This is a genomic window from Yimella lutea, assembly GCF_006715095.1.
GTDB lineage: Bacteria > Actinomycetota > Actinomycetes > Actinomycetales > Dermatophilaceae > Yimella > Yimella lutea.
In genome coordinates, this window is record NZ_VFMO01000001.1 from 2,610,581 (window position 1) to 2,635,283 (window position 24,703).

The following is a 24,703-nucleotide window of genomic DNA, read 5'->3' on the forward strand; positions in this document are numbered from 1 at the left end:
ACTCTGTCAGGCCTTCACGACCCGCTGCTGTGACCACGAACGAGCCTGTGCCGCAACGATCTTGGATGCTTCGCGCTGCTCCTCGACGCGCTCCGGAGCGGTGCCACCCTGGGAGTTGCGCGACCCGAGCGATCCGGGCACGGTCAGCACCTCGCGCACCGCGGGAGTGAGCGCCGGATTGATCGCGGTCAGTTCGTCGTCCGTGAGATCCCACAGTTCCTTGTCCTGGGACTCGCAGACGCGGACGCACTCCCCCGCCATTTCGTGCGCGACCCGGAAGGGCGTGCCTTCCCGCACCAACCATTCCGCGATGTCGGTCGCAAGCGCGAAGCCCTGCGGGGCGAGCGCTTCGAGCCGGTCGGTGTCGAACACCATCGTGTCCACCATGCCTGCGAATGCAGGAAGGAGCACCTCCAGGGTGTCGACCGCGTCGAACACCGGTTCCTTGTCCTCCTGCAGGTCGCGGTTGTACGCGAGCGGGAGTGCCTTCAAGGTGGTCATCAGACCGGTGAGATCGCCGACCAGACGTCCGGCCTTGCCACGCGCGAGTTCGGCGACATCGGGGTTCTTCTTCTGCGGCATGATGCTCGACCCGGTCGAGTAGGAGTCGTCCAGCGTGATGAACGAGAACTCCTTGGTCGCCCAGAGCACGACCTCCTCGGCGATCCGGGAGATGTCCACCGCGGTCATCGCGGACACGAAGGCGAACTCGGCGACGAAGTCACGGCTCGCAGTTGCGTCGATGGAGTTCATCGCCGCCCTGCTGAACCCGAGGTCGGCAGCCACCGCACGTGGGTCGAGGCCGAGGCTGGAGCCGGCGAGCGCGCCCGAACCATAGGGCGATTCGTCGGCGCGCTTGTCCCAGTCGGCGAACCTCTGCACATCCCGCAACAATGCCCAGGCGTGCGCGAGCAGGTGGTGCGACAGCAGCACCGGCTGCGCGTGCTGCAGATGGGTGCGACCCGGCATGGCGACACCGTGGTGTCGTTCGGCCTGCCCGATGAGCGCGTCCACCACGTCGAGGACGAGAGCGCTGACGACACGGGCATGATCGCGCAGGTACATCCGGAAGAGGGTGGCGACCTGGTCGTTGCGGCTCCGGCCGGCACGCAGGCGTCCGCCGAGGTCGTCGCCGGCACGCTCGATGAGCCCGCGTTCGAGAGCGGTGTGGACGTCCTCGTCGTCGACTGCGGGTTCGAAAGCGCCGGTGCGGACGTCATCGAGCAACCGGTCGAGTGCGGCGATCATCCCGTCGCGCTGCGCATCGTCGAGCAGTCCGGCCGAGTGCAACACACGCGCGTGAGCCTTGGACCCGGCGATGTCGTAGGCGGCCAGTCGCCAGTCGAAGTGGGTGGACTTCGACAGTGCGGCGAGCGCGTCGGCCGGCCCCCCGGCGAACCGGCCTCCCCACAGACTCACGCGGTCGTTGCTCGGTACTTCGTTCGTCATGCCTGCCCTTGTGCGAGTTGGATGAAGTAGTCGCGGACCTGCGGGGCCGCTTGCTTGTTTCCGGCGATCACCATGATCGTGTCATCCCCGGCGATGGTCCCGACGACGTCCCGTGGACGCGCGTGGTCGATGGCCGACGCGAGCAGACTGGCGCCGCCCGGCGGCGTCTTGAGAACGACGAGGTTCTCGGACTGATCGGCCGACACCAAGAGATCAGCGCACATGCGTCGTAGTCGACCCTCCGGCTCGGCGAGGGTGGCCACCGCGGTGCCGTCGCCGCCCTCGGCGGCGACGGCGTACACCAGTTGTCCACCCTTACGGAGCTTGACCGCTCCGAGGTCGTCGAGATCGCGGGACAACGTCGCCTGGGTCACTGAAAATCCTTGTGCGGCAAGGATTTCCGACAGTTGTGTCTGGGATTGGACTTCCTCGCGAGCGAGCACATCCGCAATGGCGCGGTGCCGTGAGGCACGCGTGCCGGTGATCATGACGACTGCTCCAGCAGGAAGGCCATGAGTGCCTTCTGGGCGTGCAAGCGGTTCTCGGCCTCATCCCAGACCACCGAGCGCGGCCCGTCGATGACGTCGGCCGAGATCTCGAAACCGCGGTAGGCGGGCAGGCAGTGCATCACGATCGCGTCCGCGGCAGCGTGCCCGAGGAGTGTCTCGTCGAGCGCGAACCTCGCGAAGGGACTCTCGACGCCCTTGCGCGTCTGTGCCTCGGTCTCTTTGCCCATCGAGACCCAGGTGTCGGTGATGACGACGTCGGCCCCCCGGACAGCGGTGATCGGATCGTCGCCCACCGCAACCGAACCGCCGGTGTCCGCAGCAATCTCCTGCGCTCGCTCGAGGACTGCCGGCTGCGGACGGTGCGAACCCGGGGTGCCGATCCGCACGTGCATGCCGGCGAGTGACCCGCCGAGGAGGTAGGAATGCGCCATGTTGTTCGCGCCGTCGCCGACGTACGTGATGGTGAGGCCGGCGAGGTCTGCCTTGTGCTCCTTGATGGTCAGCAGGTCGGCGAGGATCTGGCAGGGGTGGAAGTCGTCGGTGAGAGCGTTGACCACCGGCACACCCGCGAACTGCGCCATCTCCTCGATCCGGTCCTGACCGAAGGTGCGCCATACGATGAGCGACACCTGGCGACCAAGGACGCGTGCCACGTCCGCCACCGACTCCCGGGTGCCGATCTGCGCCAGGTTTCCGTCGACCACCGTCGGGAAGCCGCCGAGTTCGGCGACCCCGGTACTAAAGGACAACTGCGTGCGCAACGTCGGCTTGTCGAAGATGATCGCCACTGCCTGCGGACCGACCAGCGGTTGCCGGGCGGTGCGATCGGCCTTCATCTGCGCGGCGAGGTCGAGCACCCGCGCCTGTTCGGCCGGGGTGAGGTCGTCGTCACGCAGGAAGTGACGCGTCATGAGGTGGCCTCCGTGATGAGGGTGGGCAGGGCGTCGACGAAGGTCTGCAACTGCTCCTGGGCAATGATCAGCGGCGGAGCAAGACGAATCGCGTTCGGCGCAACGGCGTTCACGATGAAGCCTGCGTTCCGGGCGGCCGTCACGACGTCGGCGGACAACTCATCGCGTAACTCCACGGCGAGCAGCAGTCCGCGCCCGCGGACGCCGGCGACGCGCTCGTCATCCAGATCGTCGACAGCGGCCGCGAACCACTCGCCGAGCGTGCGGGCGTTGTCCAGCAGATCGTCCCGCTCGATGACATCGATGACCGCCAGTCCAGCGGCGCAGGCCAGTGGGTTTCCGCCGAAGGTGGTGCCGTGTTGGCCGGGTTGGAGCAGGGCCGAGACCTCGGCACCGAACGTGACCATCGCACCGATCGGGACGCCACCGCCGAGACCCTTGGCGAAGGTCACGGCGTCCGGGACGATGCTCGACCTTTGATGCGCAAGCCAGTCACCGGTTCGTCCGACACCGGTCTGGATCTCGTCGACGATCAGCAAAGCGCCTGCGGCAGAGGTGATCTCACGTGCCGCCCGGAGGTACTCGTCGTCGGCGACACGCACCCCCGCCTCGCCCTGGATGGGCTCGAGGAAGACTGCCGCCGTCCGGTCGTCGACCGCGGAACGCAACGCGTCCGCGTCGCCGAACGGGACGTGGACGACGTCCGGCAGCAGGGGTTCGAACGGCTCTCGATAGGCCGCTTTGTGCGTGAGAGCCAGTGCGCCGGTGGTGCGCCCGTGGAAAGCGCCCTCGCACGCGACGATCTTCGACCGGCCGGTGCGGCGGCTCAGCTTGATCGCGGCTTCGTTCGCCTCCGCACCGGAGTTGGCGAAGAACACCCGCGATCCTTCCGGCACCCGGCTGATCCGAAGAAGTTCGTGCGCCAGGGCGACCTGGGCACGGCTGGTGAAGAAGTTGGAGACGTGCAGCATCTCGCCGGCCTGTTTGGAGACGGCGGCAACCAGGTCAGGGTGGTTGTGACCGACGGCGTTGACGGCGATCCCACCCAGCAGGTCCAGGTAGCGCTTGCCGTCCAGATCCCAGACGTAGCATCCGTCGCCGCGATCGATGACCAGCGAGGGGGCGCCGAAGACCGGGAGGAGCTCCTCGCCGTACTGCGCAAGAGCGGTCTGCTGATTTGCGGCCGTGTTGTCGGTCATGCGTTCTCCTTCGCAAGCAGCATGGTGCCGATTCCGGCGTTGGTGAAGATCTCGAGCAACACCGAGTGCGGTCGCCGACCGTCGATCACGTGCGCCTGCGGCACTCCCCCGTCGATGGCCCGGATGCAGGCCTCGAGCTTGGGCACCATGCCGCTGTCGACGCGGGTGAGCAACTCCCGCGCGTCGTCGACGGGCAGCGTGCTGAGCAGGCTCTCACGGTCGGGCCAGCCGGCGTAGATGCCCTCGACGTCGGTCAGCACGACGAGCTTGCGAGCACCGAGCGCGGTTGCCAGCGCCGCCGCAGCGGTGTCGGCGTTGACGTTGAGAACTTGTCCTTCGACGTCCAGATCGGGCGCGATCGAGGAGACGACAGGAATACGTCCTGCGTCCAGAAGGTCCTGTACCGCAGCGGGATTCACCGTCTCGACGTCACCGACCAGGCCGATGTCGACCGTCTCGCCGTCGACCACAGCACCGCGCTTACGAGCACCGAAGAGTGAGGCGTCCTCCCCCGACAAACCCACTGCCAGTGCGCCGTGGTTGTTGATGAGGCCGACGAGTTCGCGCGAGACCTGCCCGGTGAGCACCATGCGGACGACGTCCATCACCTCGGGTGTGGTGACCCGTAGACCGCCCTTGAACTCACTCTCGAGGCCGAGGCGGGTGAGCATGGCCTGGATCTGCGGGCCTCCGCCATGCACCACGACGGGACGCAGACCGGCGTACTTCAAGAAGGCGACGTCCTGCGCGAAAGCTGCCTTGAGGGTGTCGTCGGTCATCGCGTTGCCGCCGTACTTGATGACGACGAGAGCACCCCGGAACTGCTCGAGCCAGGGCAACGCTTCGACGAGCGTGGCCGCCTTGTCCGCGGCGGCGGCGAGGGAGACGGAATCACGGAGTGTCATGCAAGCACCTGCGTTCTGGCGACAGCTGTCATTGCGATCCTGATCAGGGTCCCCGCGAAGTACCGAGCCCAGCTTCCGGAGCGTGGACTTCGTGAGGTGATCATGTGGAGTAGGCCGAGTTCTCGTGCACGTAGTCGTGGGTCAGGTCGTTGGTCCAGACCGTGGCGGACGCGTCGCCGGCGTGCAGGTCGACGACGACGTGAACTTCACGCTCGGAAAGGTCGACCAGCGATCGGTCGTCCCCGACACCGCAGCCGCGGCAGACCTGGACGCCGTTGACGTTGACGTCGAGCCGCTGCGGCTCGAAGACCGCGTCCGTCGTGCCGACCGCCGCGACGATGCGGCCCCAGTTGGGGTCGTTGCCGAAGATCGCACACTTGAACAGGTTGTTCCGTGCGATCGCCCTGGCGACGGTCAATGCGTCGGATTCGCTTGCGGCAGTGCGAACTTCGATGGCGACCTCATGATGGGCACCCTCGGCGTCAGCGATGAGCTGTCGGGCCAGCGAGCCGCACACCTCGGTGACGGCGGCGATGAGGTCCTCCTGGCTCGGGCGGACCCCCGACGCGCCCGAAGCCAGGAGGAGGACTGTGTCGTTGGTCGACTGGCAACCATCGGAGTCGATGCGGTCGAAGGTCGTCGCCGTCGCGGTACGGAGCACGCCGTCGAGTTCGGACTGATCGACGACCGCGTCAGTTGTCACCACGACGAGCATCGTGGCGAGTGCCGGCGCCAGCATCCCTGCACCTTTGGCCATGCCGCCCACGGACCAGCTGGCACGCTGCACCACAGCCTGTTTGGGCACGGTGTCGGTGGTCATGATCGCGCGCGCAGCGTCCTCACCACCGTCCGGCGTCACCGCCGAAACCAGTTGCGGCACAGCGCTTTCGATCTTGTCCACCGGCAGAAGTTCACCGATCAGACCTGTCGAGCAGACTGCGAGATCACCCGATGCGATCCCGAGTGCATCCGCCACCAGTTCCGCAGTGCGGTGCGTGTCGGCGAAGCCCTGCGGCCCGGTGCACGCGTTCGCGCCCCCCGAGTTCAGGACGACGGCGTCGACTCGACCGTCACCGACCACGATCCGCGACCAGGTGACCGGCGCAGCCTCCACGCGGTTGCTGGTGAACACCGCCGCTGCGTAGTGGTCGGGACCGTCGTTGACGACGAGAGCCAAGTCGGGGTTGCCACTGGTCTTGAGGCCGGCAGTGACTCCGGAAGCCCGGAAACCCTTGGGTGCTGTCACGGTCAAGGCGCCACTCCTACGGTCGGAAGTCCGGTGCACTCATCGAGACCGAGCGCAAGGTTCATGCACTGCACGGCAGCTCCGGCGGTGCCTTTGGTGAGGTTGTCGACCGCGCTGGTCACGACGAGTCGGCCCGCATGCCGATCGACCGCGAACTGCAACTGGACGTTGTTCGATCCGAGCACCGCACCGGTGGACGGCCAGACACCCTCGGGCAATAGCTGGACGAACTGCTCTGTGCCGTAGGCGTTCTCGTACGCTGCCCGAACGTCGCCCTCGGTCACGTCGTCCTTGAGACGGGCCGTACATGTCGCGAGGATCCCGCGCGGCATGGGCGCCAGGGTCGGTGTGAACGACACCGAGACCTTGGCGCCTGCGGCGCGTGCGAGGTTCTGCTCGATCTCGGGGGTGTGACGATGCCCGCCGCCCACCCCGTACGGGCTCATCGATCCCATCGTCTCCGCACCCAGCAAGTGCGGCTTCAGGCTCTTCCCCGCACCGGACGTGCCCGATGCGGCGACGATCACCACATCGTCGAACTCGACGAGACCGGCGGCGAAGGCCGGCGCCAGCGCCAGGCTGACTGCGGTGGGATAGCACCCGGGGACGGCGACGCGTCGGGCTCCTTCGAGAGCGCCGCGCTGCTTACCGTCAGCGGTAACAAGCTCAGGCATCCCGTACGGCCAGGTGCCGGCGAAATCGGTGTCGTAGAACGAGTTCCACGCCACCTGATCGACCAACCGGAAGTCGGCACCGCAGTCGATGACCACCACGTCGTCGGGCAACGAGCCGGCGAGCGCGGCGCTCTGCCCGTGCGGGAGGGCGAGGAAGACGACCTCGTGGCCGGCGAGGAAGTCCGCGGACGTCTCGTCGAAGGTTCGATCGGCCACCGGCGCGAGGTGCGGGTGCACAGAACCCACCCGCTGCCCCGCCTGACTGCCGGCGCACAGGGCACCGATCTCGACGCCCGGATGGGCGACGAGCAACCGGACGATCTCTCCCCCGGCATAACCGCTCGCTCCGGCGACAGCAACCTTGACCATTCGGAAACAATACACCGCCATGCATATTCATGCATAGCGGTGTATTGCTGCCATCGCGTGGCCTTCGTCATGCTCCGCGCAGAACCGCCCCGTGCTTCGTGCTCGCCGCACTCACGGCGCCGTCGCGCATGCTGTTGACCTCTTCGGTCTTCAGGGTCCGGTCGGCCCGGAAGGTCATCCGGAAAGCCAAGGACTTCTTGCCCTCGCCGACCTGATCACCCTCGTAACTGTCGAACAACTGGATCTGCTCGAGGTCGTCGCATGCCGCGGAGCGCAGCGTTTGCAGGACCTCTCCGGCCCGCACGCAGGAGTCCACGGTGAGCGCGATGTCGCTCTGCACGATCGGGAAGTTGGACAGCCCGACCGCCTGCGGTGTCGAGGACGCCGCGATCAGTGCGTCCAGATCGAGTTCACCCGCGACCGGACGACCGGTCAGTCCAAAGGAGGTCACCACCTTCGGGTGCAACTCCCCCGCCGCGCCGATGACCGTGCCGTCCGCCAGAACGAGTTCTGCGCACCGTCCCGGGTGGAACGGGGCAACTGCTGCGGTGCGCACCTGGATCGGAACGGCAAGGGCATCACCGACGGCGAGGGCGGCCGCGATCGCGTCGGACCAGTCGGCCACCCGTCCCTGCCCCCACCAACCGCCGCGATCGGTTTCACCTGCCATGGCCCAGGCAAGGTGCCGCGGCTGGTCGGGCACGGCGTCCTCGATCGCGCGAACGGCATCCGGACCCGGGTAGGTGCCGACCGGGAAGGTCTGCGCCTGGCCCGCGGCGCCGGCGATCACCAGGCCGTGTTCGAACAACGCTACGTCTCGCTGTCCGCGAGAAACGTTGCGGCGCAGGGATTCGAGCACATTCGGCAACACTGCCGTACGAATGAGCGGCTCCTCCTCCGACAGCGGATTGGCCACGCGGACGGTGACTCGACGCACGTCGTCGGCCGCGTACCCCAGCTGGTCAAACGACTTCTCAGCGACGAACGGAGCACTCCAGATCTCCCAGAATCCACGCGCCGCCAGAACGTTCGCAGCGATCCGTCGTGCCTGCTGGGCACGGGTCAGCCCGCGACCGCCGGGCGCCGCCGGGACGACCGAGGGGATGGCGTCATAGCCCTCGATCCGGGCGACCTCTTCGGCGAGGTCGGGCCAGGTCGCGAGATCGGGGCGCCAGGTCGGCGGCGTGACGCGCAGGTGATCGCCGGATCGCTCGACGGCGCACCCGATCTGCTCCAGCACCGACACGACCTGCTCGGTCGTGTAGGGCACGCCGACAAGGCGGCCCGGCTGTGCCGCGTCCAGTTCGATGACCGGTCGCCGCAACGGTGAGTAAACGTCGGTGACGCCCTCATCGGCGGCACCACCGCCGAACTCGATGAGCAGGTCGACTGCCAATTGCGCTGCGGCGACAGCGACTTCGGGGTCGACACCACGTTCGAAACGCTTTGATGCCTCGGTGGCCAGCTTGTGTCGACGTGCCGAACGGGCGATCGAGGTCTGATCGAAGCGGGCCGCCTCGATGAGCACGTTGCGGGTGGACTCGCTGACCTCGGAGTCCTCGCCCCCCATGACGCCGGCAATGGCCAGGGCCCTCTCCCCCGCGTCCGTGATCAGCAGGTCCTCGGGGAAAAGATCGCGCTCGACGTCGTCGAGGGTCTTGAGCTTCTCGCCCGCGCGGGCACGACGCACGACGATCGGCCCGGTCAGGGTGTCGACGTCGAAGGCATGCAACGGCTGACCGAGCGCAAGCATCACGTAGTTGGTGATGTCGACCGCGAGCGAGATCGGCCGCATACCCGCCTCGGTCAGGCGGGTGGCCATCCACTCGGGCGTGGCTGCGGACGGGTCGATGCCGCGCACGACGCGGGCCACGTACCGGGTGCACCCGATGTTGCCGCCCACCGGGGCGTCGTCCTGGACCTGCACCCCGAATCCGGAGTCGTTCGCGGCGGGCGCCTTGTCGACCAGCGCAGGCGCGGGGTCGGTGTAGGCGGCACCGGTCGAGTGCGAGTACTCACGCGCCACACCGCGGATGCAGAAGCAGTAGCCACGGTCGGGGGTGACGTTGATCTCGACGGTCTCCCGGTCGAGGCCGAGCAGCGGCAACGCGTCCTGGCCGGCTGTGAAATCCACGCCCGGGACACGCTCGGTCAGACGGATGATACCGCCGGATCCGTCGTCCGGAAGGCCGAGTTCGTCTGCAGCACAGATCATTCCGGCGGACACGTGACCGTAGGTCTTACGCGCCGAGATGGCGAACCCGCCCGGCAGCACCGCTCCTGGCAGCACGCAGACGACCCAGTCACCGGCGTCGAAGTTGTGCGCGCCGCAGACGATCCCCTGGGGCTCACCCGAACCGTTCGCGTCACCGACGTCGACCTGGCACCAGTTGATCGTCTTGCCGTTCTTCTGCTGCTCCGGCTCCTTGGAGATAACCCGGCCGACCACAAGCGGTCCGGTGATGTCACCGCCGTGGATGCCTTCCTCCTCCAGGCCGACCTTCACCAGGGCGGCCGCGACGTCGACACCGCGTGCATCGGCCGGGACTGCGACGTACTCGCGCAGCCAATCGATCGGCACCCGCATCAGATCTCCATTCCGAACTGGTTGTTGAAGCGAACGTCGCCCTCGATCATTTCGCGCATGTCGGCAGCGCCGGTGCGGAACATCAGCGCCCGATCGACGCCCATGCCGAAGGCGAATCCGGAGTACTTCTCGGGGTCGATGTTGCAGGCGCGCAACACGTTCTGGTTGACCATGCCGCAGCCGCCCCACTCGATCCAGCCGGTACCGGAACAGGCGCGGCAGTCGGGATCCTCGCCTCGGCAGACGAAGCAGCGCAGGTCCATCTCGGCCGACGGCTCGGTGAACGGGAAGTACGACGGACGCAGCCGCGTCACGATGCCCTCGCCGAACAGTTCGGTGGCCATCCGGTCGAGCGTGCCCTTCAGGTGGGCCATCGTCAGGCCTTCGTCGACGGCCAGTCCCTCGATCTGATGGAAGGCCGGCATGTGCGTCGCATCGAGCTCGTCGGTGCGGAAGACCCTTCCGAGACAACCGATATAGAGCGGGGCTCCACGTTCGAGCATGGCGCGCGCCTGCACCGGCGAGGTGTGCGTGCGAAGCACGAGGCCGGCGTCCGCCGGCTCGATGTAGAAGGTGTCCTGCATCTGCCGGGCCGGGTGATCGGCGTCGAAGTTGAGGGCGTCGAAGACGAACCACTCGGCCTCGACCTCGGGACCTTCGGCGATCTCCCAACCCATGCCGACGAGGATGTCGGCGATCCGCTCGCCCATGAGCTCGGTGGGGTGACGACGGCCCAGCGGGTTGCGCCCGGAGATCATCGTGACGTCGACGGCCTCCTCCACCAGGATGCGTTCGTCGCGCTCGGCCTCCAGTTCGCTCTGGCGCTCCTTCAGCGCTGCGCCGACCTGACCACGCGCCTGCCCGACCCGCTTGCCGGCCTCGGCCTTCGCAGTCGGCGGCAACGCCCCGATCTCCCGGTTGGCGAGTGCCAACGGCGACTTGTCGCCCTGGTGGGCGGTGCGGACGGTCTTGAGTTCGTCGAGGTTCGACGCAGCGGTGATCGCGGCGAGCGCGCCCTGAACGGCTTGCTCGATGGCAGCGGGGTCGAGTGCGGCGACCTCCACCGGGTCGTACTGGGTGTTGGGGCCTGACATCGCTCTCGTCTCTACGTTTTCGTCGGATCCGGGCGTGGATGCGTCCGGTTCACCGCGCCGAGTCTATCGACGCAGTGTCGAGCGGTTCATCGGGATTTCGGGTGGGCTGCGGCTGCGCTGGCGTACATGCAGACAGTGGCGGCCATCGCGAGATTCAGCGACTCTGCATGGCCGTAGATCGGTACCCGGACGACCTCGTCGCACGCGTCGCGGACCTCCGGTTCGAGGCCCCACGCCTCGTTCCCCATGACCCAGGCGTGCGGGGTGGCCAGGTCAGTGTCAGGCAAGAGCTGCGTGCCGATGCCATCGGTGGCGAGCAGCCGCAGGCCGGCGGACCGACACGCGGCGAAGATCTCCTCGACCGAGCCACCGAGGCTGACCGGCAGGTGCCACAGGGACCCGACGGTCGAGCGGACGACCTTCGGGTTGTAGATGTCAACACTGGCGTCGCTGACCAGGACACATCGCGCACCGGCGGCGTCCGCGCCACGGATCACCGTGCCGGCGTTGCCGGGATCGCGGACGTTGGTGAGCACCACGACGTAGCCGTCGCCGGCCAGTGCATCCTGCAGCGGGACGTCGACCGGTCGTGCGACGGCGGCGATGCCCTGCGGGTGCTGGGCCTCGCACATCGCCGTCATCACAGCGTCCGTCACCTCACGCACCGGCACGCCCCGGCCGGCGGCCAGTTCGACCAGCTCTGCGTCGGCGTCCGCCACGGCATAGACCGTCTGTGCGGTCTCCGGGCGGAAGCGCAACAGTTCTCGGACGGCTTGCGGCCCTTCGGCCAGGAAAAGCCCCGCCCGCTGACGCGACGAACGCCGGTGCAGCGCACGGACCTTCTTGACCCGATCTGACTGCGGGTTCGAAAGGACGGGCTCCACCGGCGTTCGTCGGTTGCTGTGCTGCGTCAGGCGACGTCTGCCTTCGAGTCGGTGTTCGACTCGGTGCTGACGTTGGCCTTGGCGATCTCGACCAGCGCGGCGAAGGCGGCGGCGTCGTTGACGGCCAACTCGGCCAGCATGCGACGGTCGACCTCGATCTCGGCGTTCTTCAGACCCTGGATGAACCGGTTGTAGGTCATGCCGTTGGCGCGCGCGCCGGCATTGATGCGCTGGATCCAGAGGCGACGGAAGTCGCCCTTCCTGGCGCGACGGTCCCGGTAGCTGTAACCCATGCTGTGGGTGACCTGCTCCTTCGCCTTGCGGTAAAGGCGCGAGCGCTGGCCGCGGTAACCGCTGGCCTGCTCGAGGACGGTACGGCGCTTCTTCTGGGCGTTGACTGCCCGCTTCACGCGTGCCACGTGAATCTCCTTCGTTCTGGGGCGGTCCCGAGATGTTGGTCGATCTCAGAACCAGTGCTGCAAAGTGGGCTGATTACTTACCGAGAAGCTTCTTGATCTTCTTCTCGTCGGACTTGGCGACGACGACGTCCGGAACGAGGCGACGGGTGGCCGTCTTGCTGCGCTCCTGGAACTTGTGCACGTGGCGGGCGCGCTGGCGCATCACCTTGCCGGAGCCCGTCACGCGGAAGCGCTTCTTGGCACCACTGTGGGTCTTCATCTTCGGCATGAGCCGATCTCCTTCATATCGCTGTCCCGGCGCGTGGGCACCGGTCGTCTGGCATCGAGGCCCGCAGGACTCGAAGTTTTCGGTCGTGTTACTGAGCAGCCGTTTCGGTCTCAGGCGTGGCCTCGGCGGCGGCAGCACCCGAGTCGGACGACGGCGCACCGGCGGCTTTCTCCTCGGCAGCCTGCTCGCGACGGCGACGACCCTCGGCGCGGGCCTCGGCCTTCTTGCGGGTCGGGCCGAGCACCATGATCATGTTGCGGCCGTCCTGCTTGGGCGAGCTCTCGACGAAGCCGAGTTCACCGATGTCCTCTGCGACGCGTTGCAGCAGGCGGAAGCCCAGCTCGGGACGCGACTGCTCACGCCCGCGCAACCAGATCGTCACCTTCACCTTGTCGCCGGCCTTGAGGAAGCGCTCGATGTGACCGAGCTTGGTGGAGTAGTCGTGCGGGTCGATCTTCGGACGGAGCTTGATCTCCTTGATGACCGTGTTGACCTGGTTCTTGCGGGCCTCACGCGCCTTCAGGGCAGCTTCGTACTTGAACTTGCCGTAATCCATGAGCTTGGCCACGGGAGGCTTCGCTTCCGCGGCCACCTCGACGAGATCGAGGTCTGCTTCGGCAGCCAGTCGCAATGCGTCCTCGACTCGGACGATTCCGACCTGCTCACCGTTGGGGCCGACCAGCCGCACTTCCGGAACCCGGATGCGGTCATTGATTCGTGGCTCGACGCTGATGTCTACTCCTTGTGTCTACGTTCAATGCTCCGTGCGGAGACAAAGAAAGGCTCCTCGTCACCGAAGTGCACGAGGAGCCAACGCCAGACAACGGAGCGATACTCACGGCGAAATGCCGCGGGTGGGACGATCGAAACCGTCCACTCCGGTACCGGGACCCGGCGACATGCCTGTCGACTCGGGTGGAAGCGTCGCTTCTCTTGCACACTCATACGGCAAACGCATGAGTCGGTGCTACAAGGCTACCAGTGAAGCCCGCGGCGCCGAAATCGTCGCTCGTTCGATCGGGCGGTCAGGCGGCCAAAGCCACTTGGCTGCGACGACGGCGGACCACGAGCACGGACGCCGCGCCCACGCAGGCGATGAGCAGACCGGCCAGGCACACCAGCACGATCGCGCTCTGGTGCCCCCGGGAGTCGATGACCAGACCGGCGAGCGGTGCCGCCATCGCCGATCCGGCGGTCATGCATGATCCGTGCCAACCCATCGCCTCGCCGCGGGCCACGGCGGGCACGACCCGGCTGACTGCTTCGACGGACGCGGTGATCGTCGGCGCGCACAGCAGCCCGGCCAGCAACGCGAGAGCAGCGACGGTCACCGCGGAGTCTGCGAGCGCCATGGGCAGGGTGACCAGCGCCAGACCGCTGAGCAGCAGGTACGGCGAGAGGCCGCGGGACAGTGCGCCGTAGACGAGACCGCCGACGATCGAACCTATCCCCCACCCGGCGAACACGAGTCCGAGCGATCCGGACTGCCCCCACTCGCGCAGGCCGGCGACGACGGAGACCTCACTGCCGACCAGGACGAGCGTCGAGGCGGCGGCGGCCAGGCACAGGCCGATGAATGCCGGCCGGAACCATGCCGATCGCGGGACGTCGATGACCTCGCCGGCCCCGGCGGTCTCCTCGCGCAGGCGCGGGTCGAGGATCCACAACACGATTCCGCCGAGGACGCCGAGCATCTGCAGGACGAAGAGGGTCGGTGCGGTGCCCCACTGGCTCCCCGCCCACACGGCGACGGCCGGCCCGGACATGTAGGCAAGTTCGACGCCCACGCCGTCCACCGACAACGCGGTGCGCCGTTCGTGCATCGGCACGGCAGCGATGACGCTCTGGCGCGCGATGGAGAAGATCGGGACGACGAAGAGACCGGCGACACCGGCAAGGATCAGCAGCGGCCAGTAGCCGACGAAAGGGGCTACGGCCCAACAGGATCCGTTGATCAGGATCGACGGGAGGACGACCTTGCGCAGACCGTGACGGTCGAGCAGGCGTCCACGCCAGGGGCCGCTGACGGCGATGGCCAAGGTGACCACGGCCGACACCAGGCCGGCTTCCCCCCAGGAACGACCCAGTTGCTCGACGACGTGCAGCATGAGCAACACCCCGGTGCCGAAGATCGGGATCCGCAGCAGGATTCCGAGCAGCAGCACACGACGTGCCGCCTGGTTGGCGAGCACGCTGCGGTAAGGGGTGATGGACATCCGGCCATTCTTCCAATTCGAAGTGTTCGAACACAAACGGTTTTCCGGTGAGTTCGATCACCGCCTCAAAGGATGCGGATCTCATGCACCTGCGAGTTGTCGCCGTCCAGCAGCCAGAGGGAGCCGGAGAAGACCAGGAAGTCCACCAGCCGTGGCGGCACTCCGGCGATGGACGCACCCAGCGGCGCATTCAGGTCGAAGTCGTACTTGGTGATCGTGCCCCCAGAGCCGTCGTGGATCCACACGCCGTCGTTGCCCAGGGCAGCGCTACCGCGCACGTTGTTCTCCAGGTCGGCGGCGGTCACCTTCGAGCCGCGCACCTGGGCCAGGCCGTTACCGCCGACGAACACTCGCCCGAAAGCAGCCACCACCTCGACGATGCCTGCGGGCAGGTCCACCCGTTCCCCGGCAGGCTGCCCGGTGGCCTCGTCGAGCGTTACCAGCGCCCGATCGCCGACACAGACGACGTAGACCTTGCCACCGGAGGCCGCGATTCCATCAGGACGGCTACCCACCTTGATGAGACCAGGGATGTTCTCACCGCTACGCATGTCGATCCTGCCGATGGCTTGCTGGCTCGGCACGACATACCAGAGGAAGTCGGTTCCGGCGGCCGACCTGGAGATCGCGTGGTCGAGGCGGATGAGCTCACCGACCTCCCCGGTCGCGGCATCGACCGGCGTGAACGAACTGGAGTAGTTCCACACCCACGTCTTGCCCTGGCCGAAGTGCAGGCTGCCCGGGCCACCGTTGACCTTGATCGAGCGCACCGTCCGGTTCGCGAGGTCGATCCGACTCACCGTGCCGTCGTCGTAGTTCGCGGTCCACAACGCGCCGTCGCCGCCGGCGAGCCCTCTTGGGTTCGGGCCCACCGAAATCGCACCGGCCTTCAACTCACCGACCACTCCGGGCGAGGGGCCCGTGCCAGCGGGCTCGTCGTCCCGCGGGATCAGATACCAGCCGATGGCTCCGGCCGCCAGTGCCGCGGCGCCCGCCCCGGCTCCGAGCAGCACGCGTCTCGACGGCCCTCCGGGACGCGGCGCAGACATCATGGTGGAACCGCCGGGTCCATGGGTGGCATCTGCGCCGACGAACGGCACCGTCGAGTGGACTGATCCACCGTCCACCAGAGCTGCTCGAGCAGCCTCGGCCAACGCGGTACACGAGCCGAAGCGTTGATCCGGCTGTTTGGCGAGGCCCTTGGCGACGACGTGAGCCAGTTCGCCCGGCAGCTGCGGTCTGATCGTTCGAAGGTCGGGCGGCGGAGAGTACAAGTGACCCGAGATCCGGGCGACCTGTCGATCCGCTGCGAACGGCACCCGACCGGTGAGCAGTTGGAACAGCACACACGCCAAGGCGTACTGGTCGCTGCGTCCGTCGACCGGATCCCCGTTGATCTGCTCGGGCGACATGTAGTCGACGGTGCCGATGGTCATCCCGGCAGCGGTCAGCCCGTTGTCACTGACCTCCTTGGTGATGCCGAAGTCGGTCAGGTAACTGTGCGGTCTGCCTCGACTTCCGCTCACCAGGATGTTGGCCGGCTTCACGTCCCGGTGGACGAGCCCGCGGGCGTGGGCGGCGTCCAGCGCTCCCGCGACCTGATGGACGATCTCCACCGCCTCCGCAGGCTCGACGCTTCCCTCCCGGATGACCTTCGACAGATCCGTGCCGTCGACGAACTTCATCGTGAGGTAGACGCGACCGCCTTCTTCCCCGGCATGCATGATCGGGACGACGTGCGGGTGATCCAACGCGGCCGCCAGCCGCGCTTCGCGGCGAAACCTGGCGAGGAACTCGGGGTCGTCGGCGACGTCGGCGTTCATCACCTTGATCGCGACGGTCCGATCGAGCGCGAGGTGCTGCGCCCGGTACACCGAGCCCATGCCGCCGCGCCCGGCCAGGCCGATGATGGACACTCCCCCGATCACGGTGCCAGGTGCAAGATCTCTCTCCACGGGGATATCCTGCCCTGCAGCGTGCGGCCAGACCAGCAACTCTCGGCCCGGTGAGTCCTTCGCGCTCCCACTGCTTCAATCTCGACCATGAAATCCGAGCCGACCACCGAACTGTTCCACCTCGCCCTCCCTGCAGACTGGATCCTGGCGCAGGAACAGGGTGAGTACCGCGTCTCGACCCGTGGTGTCACCCTCGAAGTGCAGGGCTTCATCCACCTTTCGTTCCAGCATCAGTGGCCGGCCACTAGGCAACGGTTCTACGCCGACGTGGGGGATCTGCTGCTGCTCCACGTCGACGCCGCGGACCTCGAGATCGTCGTGGAGGTCGGCAATCCGGAGACCGGCGAGCAGTTCCCCCACCTGTACGGCCCCCTGCCGATCGAGTGCGTGACCGCCGTAGAACTGCTCCCGTACTTGCAGGTATGACTCCGCGCCCACGCAGACGAACGGGCGGCGTACTCTCGTGCTCGTGGCAGATCACTTTGACGTCGTTGTCCTTGGCGCCGGCCCCGGTGGGTACGTCGCCGCCATCCGCGCCAGCCAGCTCGGTCTGAAGACCGCCGTGGTCGAGAAGAAGTACTGGGGAGGTGTCTGCCTCAATGTCGGCTGTATCCCCAGCAAGGCCCTGCTCAAGAACGCCGAACTCGCGCACACGCTGAACCACGAGAAGGAGAAGTTCGGCATCGTCGGCGACGCCTCCATGGAGTACGGCCCGACACACAAGCGCAGCCGAGCGGTTTCCGAGGGCATCGTCAAGGGTGTCCACTTCCTGATGAAGAAGAACAACATCACCGAGATCGACGGCTGGGGCACCCTCACCGGCCCGAACACGATCTCGGTCGAGGGCAACGACGGTGAGACCCGTGAGGTCACCTGCGACAACCTGATCCTCGCCACCGGCGCGACCACCCGCATGCTGCCCGGAGTGCAGGTGAGCGACAACGTCGTCACCTACGAAGAGCAGATCCTCGACCCGAACCTGCCGAAGTCGATCATCATCGCCGGCTCGGGTGCCATCGGCGTCGAATTCGCTTACGTCATGGCCAACTTCGGTGTCGATGTCACGATCGTGGAGTTCCTCGACCGCATGGTGCCGACCGAGGACGAAGAGATCTCCAAGGAACTCGCCAAGCACTACAAGAAGCTGGGCGTCAAGGTGCTGACCGGTACCAAGGTCGAGTCGGTCGAGGACACCGGCTCCGGCGTCAAGGTGACCGTCTCCCCCGCCAAGGGTGGAGCCGAGAAGGTGCTGGAGGCAGACCGCCTGCTGTCCGCCATCGGGTTCGCGCCGCGCCTTGAGGGGTACGGCCTGGACGCCATCGGTGTCGAGACCACCGACCGCGGCGCCATCAAGGTGGACGACTACGGCCGCACCAACGTCGACGGCGTCTACGCCATCGGTGACGTCACCGGCAAGCTGATGCTCGCCCACGTCGCCGAGGCCATGGGCATCGTCGCGGCGGAAACCATCGCCGGCGCCGACACCCAGACAATCGACTTCCAGAACATCCCCCGCGCGACCTACTGCATGCCGCAGATCGGTTCCATGGGCCTGTCCGAGGCACAGGCCAAGGACGCCGGCCACGAGGTCAAGACCGCGAAGTTCCCGTTCACCGCGAACGGCAAGGCTATGGGCCTCGGCGAACCGGTCGGCTTCGTCAAGGTCGTCGCCGACGCCGAGCACAACGAGATCCTCGGCGTCCACATGATCGGCCCGGACGTCACCGAGTTGCTCCCGGCCGCCGTCACTGCCACCACTTGGGACCTCACCGCCGCCGAGATGTCGCGCGTCGTGTTCGCCCACCCGACCCTGGGTGAGGCGCTCAAGGAGGCCTTCCACGGCATCGAAGGCCACATGATCAATTTCTAGTTTTGCGGCTCCTTCGCACTTCGACCCCCTGGCAGGCACTTCGTTTCTGCCAGGGGGTCGATGCGTCCCGCCGCGTGAGCCCTGCGCTGTGGTCACCCAGGTGCCACCACCGCGGCACACCGAGCCAGTCCTTCGACGAGGCATCGTTTCTGCCAGGGGGTCGATGCGTCCCGCAAGGTGAGCCTTGCGCTTTGGTCACCCAGGTGCCACCACCGGCACACCGAGCCAGTCCTTCGACGAAGTCGTTCCCGCCAGGGGGCTCAGCCGTCCCCAGGGTGAGCCTCAATCCTGCGCTGGTTGAGCCGCGGACCCGACGAAGGAGGGCCCGCGCGCCGAAACCACGGTGAGAAGTGCTGGGACTGCGCCGCATTCGTCACAGTCTCGCGCGATCTCGATCGGTTGTTCCGTGAGGTGGTCACATGGTGAGGACGAGCTTGCCGAACAGGTCGCCGTCGATCATCCGCTCGAACGCTCCGCGGGCCTCGGACAGCGGGCGGACGGAGTCGATCACCGGCTCGATGCGACGGGAAGCCATGAAGCTCAGCAGGGCCTCGAGTTCCGAGCGAGTGCCCATCGTCGAACCCTGAATCCGCATCTGCTGGAAGAAGATCCGGGTGAGCTCCGCCTTGTCCGGTGCATCTCCCGACGTCGCCCCGGCGATCACGATCGTGCCGCCCGGGCGCAGCGACTTCACCGAGTGCGACCAGGTCGCGGCACCAACGGTCTCGAGCACGGCGTCGACCCGGCGCGGCAACCGCTCCCCCGACCCGAACGCGTCCTCGGCGCCGAGTTCGACGGCACGCCGGCCGCGCTCCTCGTCGCGAGAGGTCACGAACATCCGCAGTCCTGCGGCGCTGCCCAGTTGCACTGCGGCAGTGGCCACTCCACCACCCGCACCCTGAACGAGCACCGAGTCGCCGGGCTTCACGCCGGCCTGGACGAACAACATCCGGTACGCGGTCAGCCAACCGGTCGACACGCAGGCGGCGTGCTCCACCGCCAGCCCTTCGGGCAGAGGCACGAGATTCGCCGCGGGGATCCGCACGTACTCGGCGAGAGTCCCGGGGTACACCTCGGACAGCAACGATCGCTTCGGATCAAGCGTCTCGTCACCTGTCCACCCCGGGCTCGCGATCACGGTGTGCAACACCACCATCCGTCCGTCGTCCGTTTCACCGACACCATCACAACCGAGCACCATCGGCAGCCGTTCGGGCGATAGACCGACGCCACGCAACGACCAGACATCGTGATGGTTGAGACTGGCCGCCTTCATCCGCACCGACACCCACTCCGCAGGCGTGCTGGCTGGGACGATGTCACTGATCTCGAGAGCGGACAGTGGGTCGGCAGAGTCGGTGCGGGCGGCGTGAGCGGCGAACATGGTGCCAGCCTAGACACACTGACCTCGACAATCCGTTGCCTCGTCCGCCCGGCCCGGCGTAGCGTGAGAGCAAATCCGGCCAGGCTGCAACGGAGCGTCCGTCGCACGTACGAATCCTGTTGCCGGACGGGAGGATTCGAATGGTCAACATCGCCGGTGAAATCTGGGAGACCGCTGATCGCCAGCCGGAGCATCTCGCGGTTCGTACGCTGGATTCGCAACTCACCTTCGCCGAGCTGAAGGCTGCCAGTGCGGCAGCCGGCGGCTACTTCCGGCAGGCCGGAGTGCAGCCGTACGACCGCGTCCTGTTCATCGCGCCGACAGTGATGGAGTTCCCGATCACCTACCTGGGTCTGCACGCTCTGGGCGCAACGGTGATCACTGCCAACACGATGTCGACCGCTGCGGAGCTGGACTACCTCTGTGAGGACGCGGGTGTCAGCCGTATCGTCGCGTACAGCCGGTGCGCGGATGCGTCCGGCGTGGTGGCCGAGCGCCGCGACCTACCGCTGGACATCATCGAGCCCGGCCATCGCTACGACACCGAGCCGCTGACCGCAGCGCACGATCACGACGCGAATGCCACTGCGCTCATCCTCTACACCTCCGGCACGACGGGCCGCCCGAAGGGTGCCGAGCTGACGGCGGACAACCTGGTGCAAACGCCCAAGATGTTCGAGCCGGTGCTGCAGGTCGAACCCGGCGACAGGTTCGGCACGGGTCTGCCGCTGTTCCACGTCTTCGGTCAGTGCGTGGTGATGAACGCCGTGCTCGTCCAGGGGGTCACCCTCTCGATCCTGCACCCGTTCACCCCGCAGACGATGCTGCGGATGATCACCGAGCACGAGCTGACCGCCGTGTCAGGCGTCCCGACCATGTGGAACGCCATCCTGCACGCCGCGGGCGACTACTGCGCCGACGACTTCAAGCACCTGCGTGTGGCCAGCTCGGGCGGCGCGTCGCTGCCGGTCGAGGTGATCAACGCCTTCAAGAAGAAGTTCGGCTGCGCGATCCTGGAGGGATACGGGCTCACGGAGTCCAACGGCACGGCGACCTTCAACGACATTCGGCGGGAACAGAAGGTCGGCACCGTCGGCCCGCCTCTCCCGGGTGCCGCCGTCGAGATCCGCGACCCGTCCGGGCAGCCGGTCGAGCCGGGCACCGTCGGCGAGGTCTTCATCACCGGACCGATGATCTTCAAGGGTTATTGGAATCGTCCGGACGCGACCGCGTCCGACCTGCAGGACGGATGGTTGCGCACCGGCGATCTCGGCTCCGTGGATGCCGACGGGTATCTGAGCATCGTCGACCGAGTGAAGGATCTCATCATCCGTGGTGGCTACAACGTCTACCCCCGCGAGGTCGAGGAGGTGCTCTACGCGCACCCCGAGATCGTCGAGGCCGCCGTCGTCGGTATCCCGCACGAGCACTACGGCGAGGAAGTAGCCGCTGTGGTCGTGCGCACCCCCGGCTCCACCCTCGACGCCGAAGGGTTGCGCGCCTACGCGAAGGAACAACTCTCGGCGTACAAGGTCCCGCACGTCATCACGTTCACCGACGCCCTGCCCAAGGGTGCGACCGGCAAAATCCTCAAACGCGCGATCGATCGCGCGTCCCTCGAAGCGCAGGAGCGGGCATGACCAGCATCCCCACCGTCACCGGCACCGTCGAGTCCGCAGAGCTCGGACGGGTGCTCGTGCACGAACACGTCTTCGTGGTGAACGAGGAGTACCGGCAGAACTTCCAGGGTGACTGGGACGAGGAGGGAAAGATCGCCGATGCGGTCCGCGACCTCAACGAACTGAAGGGACTCGGGATCGACACGATCCTCGATCCGACCGTGCTCGGCCTGGGCCGCTACATCCCGCGGATCCAGAAGATCGCCGCACAGACCGACCTGAACATCGTCGTCGCGACCGGCGTCTACACATACAACGAGATCCCGTTCCAATTCCATTACAGCGGACCGGGATTGCTGTTCGACGTCCCCGAGCCGATGACCGAACTCTTCGTGAAGGACCTCACCGAGGGAATCGCCGACACCGGCGTCCGAGCGGGATTCCTCAAGTGCGCGATCGAGGAGCAAGGGATGACTCCGGGCGTCGAGCGCGTGATGCGAGCGGTCGCGCAGGCGCACGTCCGCACCGGTGCACCCATCACCGTTCACACCAACCCGCATACCCGCTCGGGGCTGGAGGCGCAGCGCGTCCTGCGCGAAGAGGGCGTCGACCTGACCAAGGTCGTCATCGGGCACTCCGGCGACACGACCGACCTGGATTACCTCGCCGAACTCGCGGACGCCGGATCGCTTCTCGGCATGGACCGGTTCGGTCTCGACGTGCTGCTGCCGTTCGAGGACCGAGTCCGCACGGTCGTCGATCTCGTCGAGCGCGGCTACGCCGAGAAGATCGTCCTCGCGCACGACGCGTCGTGCTTCATCGACTGGTTCGACCCTGAGGCAAAGCGGCAGGTGGTGCCCAAGTGGAACTTCCGCCACATCAGCGAGGATGTCCTTCCTGCCCTGCGCGACGGCGGCGTCAGTGACGACGACATCGAGACCATGTTGGTCGCGAATCCGCGCCGTTACTTCGAGCGCTGATCGGTCAGCTCTCGCTCGGATCCTTCAGGCAGAGCGTCACCGCCGAACGCGTCGAGCTCGAAGTGCTGCGGGTCGATGGCGCAGCGGTCGGATCCGGCTCCGAGTCGCCACCCAGCTCGGATCGAGTGCGTCGAGACGATACTGACCGAACTGCCGAGGAAACTCCTGTTCGGGCATCCGTCACTTCCCCTTGTCCATCGAGGTCTCGACGGGACCTCACCCCGGTCCCGCCGAGGCCTCACCGAGGCCTCACCGAATCGTGCGCCATTGTGCTCGGTCGACAGGGCGATCGCTCGGATATCGTCGCGACGTGTCCCCCGCCGTTCATGACGATCCTCGCGCCGCCCCCGTCAGCACACCGCGCACCGCCTTCGTCCTCGGTGGCGGCGGTGTGTTGGGTGCCACCCAGATCGGCGCCCTACGAGCCCTGGTCGACCACGGCATCACCCCGGACGTCGTCCTCGGCACCAGCATCGGGGCGATCAACGGGGCGGCGTTCGCCGGCAGACCGGACGCGTCAGGTCTCGCCGATTTGGAGGACCTGTGGACACAACTGACCACGGTGCGCGGACTGCGCGACCGAGCGGACTATCTGCGCCGTCCTCGCGGACGAGACCTACGCACTCACCTCTACCCCTCCGGCGGGCTGCTCAAACTGCTGCGTGACGAACTGCCGGCCCGATCGATCGAAGACCTCCCGGTGCGCTTCCAGTGTGTGGCAGCGAGCGTCGAGCAGGCGAAGGCGCACTGGTTCACCAAAGGACCGCTCGCCGAAGCAGTCGTCGCATCCTGTTCGGTACCAGGGATGTTCCCGCCGTTTCGGATCGGCGACGAGCACTTCTTCGACGGCGGTCTGGTGCACTCGATCCCCGTCGGCCGCGCGATGCTGCTGGACTGCGACCGAATCTTCGTGATGCACGTCGGTCGGGTCGACCGCGCGCTGCGCGCCCCCAGATGGCCCTGGCAGGTGGGTCAGGTCGCGTTCGAGATCGCCCGGCGCCACCGGTATCTGGAGGAGATCGAGTCGGTACCGGACGAGATCGAACTGATCGTGCTGCCGACCGGCACCGAAGCGGCACCGTCCGTGTCCTTCGGCCAGATGTCGAACACCGCCGTCCGCCGCCGGATCGACGACGCCTACGACGCGGCGTCCGCACACCTGACCGGCCTGCGCCGGTGAATCCGCCGGTCCCTGGACTGATCGTCCGTCGGATCCTTCGCGATCCGATCTACGCCGTTGTCGCGCCGGTCATGATGTTGCTGCTCGTCGTCCTCGGCTGTCTGTTGTGGGTGCTGGAGTTGCCCAGCCGCCGCAAGCGCGGATGGCGCCTGACGTGGACCTGTGCGGTTGCCGTCCTGCTCGACTGGTCGGTGTTCGTGCGCTGTACCTGGTTGTGGTGTGTAATGCCGCCTTGGCGACGCAATCAGCAGGAGTGGCAGGCACGACATGTGGTCGTGCTCGGCCAGGAACTGCACCGGTTCGTGCAGGCAGCCGATCGCCTGGTGGGGCTCGACCTACGGGTGAGGGTGCCGGCCGTGGATCCGGACCGGCCCGTGCTCCTGCTCGCCCGCCACGCCGGCACCGGAGACTCGTTGCTGATGGTGTACGTCATCACCCACACCCTGGTGCGTGTTCCCCGCGTCGTGTTGAAACGGGCGCTGCTGTGGGACCCGGCCATGGACCTGTGCCTGCGTCGACTGCACGCCTACTTCCTCGGTGAGGGCATGACTGCACAGGTGCGTGACGAACGGTTGCGCGCTTTCGCCGAACACGTCGAGGTGAACGACGCGACCCTCCTGTTCCCCGAAGGCCGCAACTGGTCACCCGGCCGGCACGCGTCCGATCTCGCCGAAGCGATCGAGAAGGGTGAGACCGAGCGAGCGGCCTGGCTGGAACGCAACCCGCGGGTGCTGTCACCACGATCCACCGGTGTGCGCCGCATCCTGCAGGCCAGGCCCGATTCCCAGGTGCTCGTCGCGGGCCATCAGGGAGTGGAGGACCTTCGCTCGGTGCCCGACATCTGGCGGGCCCTGCCACTGCGTCGGCAGATCCATATCGATGTGCGACAGGCAGATTCGCTACCGGACGAGCACATCGATGCCTGGCTGCAGGACGAGTGGGAACGGTTGGACGACTGGACCGACGAACTCGACGGCGACTGAGC

Annotated in this window: 22 protein-coding genes; 6 read left to right on the plus strand and 16 right to left on the minus strand. The window is 67.0% G+C overall.

The window, feature by feature from the left end:
* Positions 1 to 6: 6 nt before the first annotated feature.
* From argH to FB459_RS12680, 15 genes are all read right to left on the minus strand, one after another.
* Positions 7 to 1,449, minus strand: coding sequence for an argininosuccinate lyase (argH, locus tag FB459_RS12610; protein WP_141928754.1), 1,443 nt, complete (start codon positions 1,447 to 1,449; stop codon positions 7 to 9).
* A complete protein-coding gene (gene argR / locus FB459_RS12615) occupies positions 1,446 to 1,937 on the minus strand; it encodes an arginine repressor (protein WP_129626751.1) in 492 nt (163 codons plus the stop codon). The genes argH and argR overlap by 4 nt, the downstream gene beginning before the upstream one ends.
* Positions 1,934 to 2,869 (minus strand): ornithine carbamoyltransferase, encoded by a 936-nt coding sequence (argF, locus tag FB459_RS12620; RefSeq protein WP_141928755.1) that lies wholly within the window; start codon positions 2,867 to 2,869, stop codon positions 1,934 to 1,936. Before argF ends, argR begins: the two co-directional genes overlap by 4 nt.
* A complete protein-coding gene (locus tag FB459_RS12625; protein ID WP_141928756.1) occupies positions 2,866 to 4,068 on the minus strand; it encodes an acetylornithine transaminase in 1,203 nt (400 codons plus the stop codon). The genes argF and FB459_RS12625 overlap by 4 nt, the downstream gene beginning before the upstream one ends.
* The gene (gene argB / locus FB459_RS12630; protein ID WP_141928757.1) at positions 4,065 to 4,973 is read right to left on the minus strand and encodes an acetylglutamate kinase; all 909 of its coding nucleotides are present in this window, start codon (positions 4,971 to 4,973) and stop codon (positions 4,065 to 4,067) included. The genes FB459_RS12625 and argB overlap by 4 nt, the downstream gene beginning before the upstream one ends.
* A 100-nt stretch (positions 4,974 to 5,073) precedes the next feature.
* Positions 5,074 to 6,225 (minus strand): bifunctional glutamate N-acetyltransferase/amino-acid acetyltransferase ArgJ, encoded by a 1,152-nt coding sequence (gene argJ / locus FB459_RS12635; RefSeq protein ID WP_141928758.1) that lies wholly within the window; start codon positions 6,223 to 6,225, stop codon positions 5,074 to 5,076.
* Complete coding sequence (argC, locus tag FB459_RS12640) at positions 6,222 to 7,262, minus strand: N-acetyl-gamma-glutamyl-phosphate reductase (protein ID WP_141928759.1); 1,041 nt, start codon at positions 7,260 to 7,262, stop codon at positions 6,222 to 6,224. Before argC ends, argJ begins: the two co-directional genes overlap by 4 nt.
* Positions 7,263 to 7,329: 67 nt before the next feature.
* Positions 7,330 to 9,849: a phenylalanine--tRNA ligase subunit beta gene (gene pheT, locus FB459_RS12645; RefSeq protein ID WP_141928760.1), complete on the minus strand. Its 2,520-nt coding sequence runs from the start codon at positions 9,847 to 9,849 to the stop codon at positions 7,330 to 7,332.
* Complete coding sequence (pheS, locus tag FB459_RS12650; RefSeq protein WP_141928761.1) at positions 9,849 to 10,943, minus strand: phenylalanine--tRNA ligase subunit alpha; 1,095 nt, start codon at positions 10,941 to 10,943, stop codon at positions 9,849 to 9,851. Before pheS ends, pheT begins: the two co-directional genes overlap by 1 nt.
* A gap of 86 nt (positions 10,944 to 11,029) precedes the next feature.
* A complete protein-coding gene (locus tag FB459_RS12655) occupies positions 11,030 to 11,827 on the minus strand; it encodes a TrmH family RNA methyltransferase (RefSeq protein ID WP_141928762.1) in 798 nt (265 codons plus the stop codon).
* A 26-nt stretch (positions 11,828 to 11,853) separates the two neighbouring features.
* Positions 11,854 to 12,246, minus strand: a complete 393-nt coding sequence (gene rplT / locus FB459_RS12660; RefSeq protein ID WP_129626732.1) for a 50S ribosomal protein L20 — start codon at positions 12,244 to 12,246, stop codon at positions 11,854 to 11,856.
* 73 nt (positions 12,247 to 12,319) lie between these two features.
* Entirely contained in the window at positions 12,320 to 12,514 is a 195-nt protein-coding gene (rpmI, locus tag FB459_RS12665; protein WP_129626730.1) for a 50S ribosomal protein L35, read from the minus strand.
* An 88-nt stretch (positions 12,515 to 12,602) separates the two neighbouring features.
* On the minus strand, positions 12,603 to 13,202 hold the full coding sequence (gene infC, locus FB459_RS12670; protein ID WP_239701712.1) for a translation initiation factor IF-3: 600 nt from the start codon (positions 13,200 to 13,202) through the stop codon (positions 12,603 to 12,605).
* Between the two features lie 337 nt (positions 13,203 to 13,539).
* On the minus strand, positions 13,540 to 14,730 hold the full coding sequence (locus FB459_RS12675; RefSeq protein ID WP_141928763.1) for an MFS transporter: 1,191 nt from the start codon (positions 14,728 to 14,730) through the stop codon (positions 13,540 to 13,542).
* Positions 14,731 to 14,795: 65 nt separating this feature from the next.
* Positions 14,796 to 16,685, minus strand: a complete 1,890-nt coding sequence (locus FB459_RS12680; protein ID WP_141928764.1) for a serine/threonine-protein kinase — start codon at positions 16,683 to 16,685, stop codon at positions 14,796 to 14,798.
* An 87-nt stretch (positions 16,686 to 16,772) separates the two neighbouring features.
* Here FB459_RS12680 and FB459_RS12685 point away from each other — a divergent pair, with 87 nt between their 5' ends.
* The gene (locus FB459_RS12685; RefSeq protein WP_141928765.1) at positions 16,773 to 17,111 is read left to right on the plus strand and encodes a DUF952 domain-containing protein; all 339 of its coding nucleotides are present in this window, start codon (positions 16,773 to 16,775) and stop codon (positions 17,109 to 17,111) included.
* A gap of 43 nt (positions 17,112 to 17,154) precedes the next feature.
* Entirely contained in the window at positions 17,155 to 18,555 is a 1,401-nt protein-coding gene (lpdA, locus tag FB459_RS12690; RefSeq protein WP_141928766.1) for a dihydrolipoyl dehydrogenase, read from the plus strand.
* A gap of 415 nt (positions 18,556 to 18,970) precedes the next feature.
* On the opposite strand, the gene FB459_RS12695 is transcribed toward lpdA, so the two are convergent.
* On the minus strand, positions 18,971 to 19,939 hold the full coding sequence (locus tag FB459_RS12695; protein ID WP_141928767.1) for a zinc-binding dehydrogenase: 969 nt from the start codon (positions 19,937 to 19,939) through the stop codon (positions 18,971 to 18,973).
* Positions 19,940 to 20,079: 140 nt separating this feature from the next.
* On the opposite strand from FB459_RS12695, the gene FB459_RS12700 reads away from it, so the two are divergent.
* The 4 genes from FB459_RS12700 to FB459_RS12715 all read left to right on the plus strand — a co-directional run bounded on the left by FB459_RS12700 (position 20,080) and on the right by FB459_RS12715 (position 24,701).
* A complete protein-coding gene (locus tag FB459_RS12700; RefSeq protein WP_141928768.1) occupies positions 20,080 to 21,579 on the plus strand; it encodes an AMP-binding protein in 1,500 nt (499 codons plus the stop codon).
* Positions 21,576 to 22,538 carry a phosphotriesterase family protein gene (locus tag FB459_RS12705; protein WP_141928769.1) on the plus strand — a complete coding sequence of 321 codons (963 nt, stop codon included), beginning with the start codon at positions 21,576 to 21,578 and terminating at the stop codon, positions 22,536 to 22,538. Before FB459_RS12700 ends, FB459_RS12705 begins: the two co-directional genes overlap by 4 nt.
* A gap of 310 nt (positions 22,539 to 22,848) precedes the next feature.
* Positions 22,849 to 23,718: a patatin-like phospholipase family protein gene (locus tag FB459_RS12710; RefSeq protein ID WP_141928770.1), complete on the plus strand. Its 870-nt coding sequence runs from the start codon at positions 22,849 to 22,851 to the stop codon at positions 23,716 to 23,718.
* Positions 23,715 to 24,701 carry a 1-acyl-sn-glycerol-3-phosphate acyltransferase gene (locus tag FB459_RS12715; protein ID WP_141928771.1) on the plus strand — a complete coding sequence of 329 codons (987 nt, stop codon included), beginning with the start codon at positions 23,715 to 23,717 and terminating at the stop codon, positions 24,699 to 24,701. Before FB459_RS12710 ends, FB459_RS12715 begins: the two co-directional genes overlap by 4 nt.
* The last annotated feature ends 2 nt before the right edge of the window (positions 24,702 to 24,703 follow it).

Coding starts and splice junctions, on each gene's coding strand:
- argH (WP_141928754.1), bottom strand. CDS start 1,449: ATGACGAACGAAGTACCGAGCAACGACCGCGTGAGTCTGTGGGGAGGC.
- FB459_RS12705 (WP_141928769.1), top strand. CDS start 21,576: ATGACCAGCATCCCCACCGTCACCGGCACCGTCGAGTCCGCAGAGCTC.
- argR (WP_129626751.1), bottom strand. CDS start 1,937: ATGATCACCGGCACGCGTGCCTCACGGCACCGCGCCATTGCGGATGTG.
- argF (WP_141928755.1), bottom strand. CDS start 2,869: ATGACGCGTCACTTCCTGCGTGACGACGACCTCACCCCGGCCGAACAG.
- rpmI (WP_129626730.1), bottom strand. CDS start 12,514: ATGCCGAAGATGAAGACCCACAGTGGTGCCAAGAAGCGCTTCCGCGTG.
- FB459_RS12695 (WP_141928767.1), bottom strand. CDS start 19,939: ATGTTCGCCGCTCACGCCGCCCGCACCGACTCTGCCGACCCACTGTCC.
- pheT (WP_141928760.1), bottom strand. CDS start 9,849: ATGCGGGTGCCGATCGATTGGCTGCGCGAGTACGTCGCAGTCCCGGCC.
- FB459_RS12700 (WP_141928768.1), top strand. CDS start 20,080: ATGGTCAACATCGCCGGTGAAATCTGGGAGACCGCTGATCGCCAGCCG.
- FB459_RS12675 (WP_141928763.1), bottom strand. CDS start 14,730: ATGTCCATCACCCCTTACCGCAGCGTGCTCGCCAACCAGGCGGCACGT.
- FB459_RS12685 (WP_141928765.1), top strand. CDS start 16,773: ATGAAATCCGAGCCGACCACCGAACTGTTCCACCTCGCCCTCCCTGCA.
- FB459_RS12625 (WP_141928756.1), bottom strand. CDS start 4,068: ATGACCGACAACACGGCCGCAAATCAGCAGACCGCTCTTGCGCAGTAC.
- argB (WP_141928757.1), bottom strand. CDS start 4,973: ATGACACTCCGTGATTCCGTCTCCCTCGCCGCCGCCGCGGACAAGGCG.
- pheS (WP_141928761.1), bottom strand. CDS start 10,943: ATGTCAGGCCCCAACACCCAGTACGACCCGGTGGAGGTCGCCGCACTC.
- argC (WP_141928759.1), bottom strand. CDS start 7,262: ATGGTCAAGGTTGCTGTCGCCGGAGCGAGCGGTTATGCCGGGGGAGAG.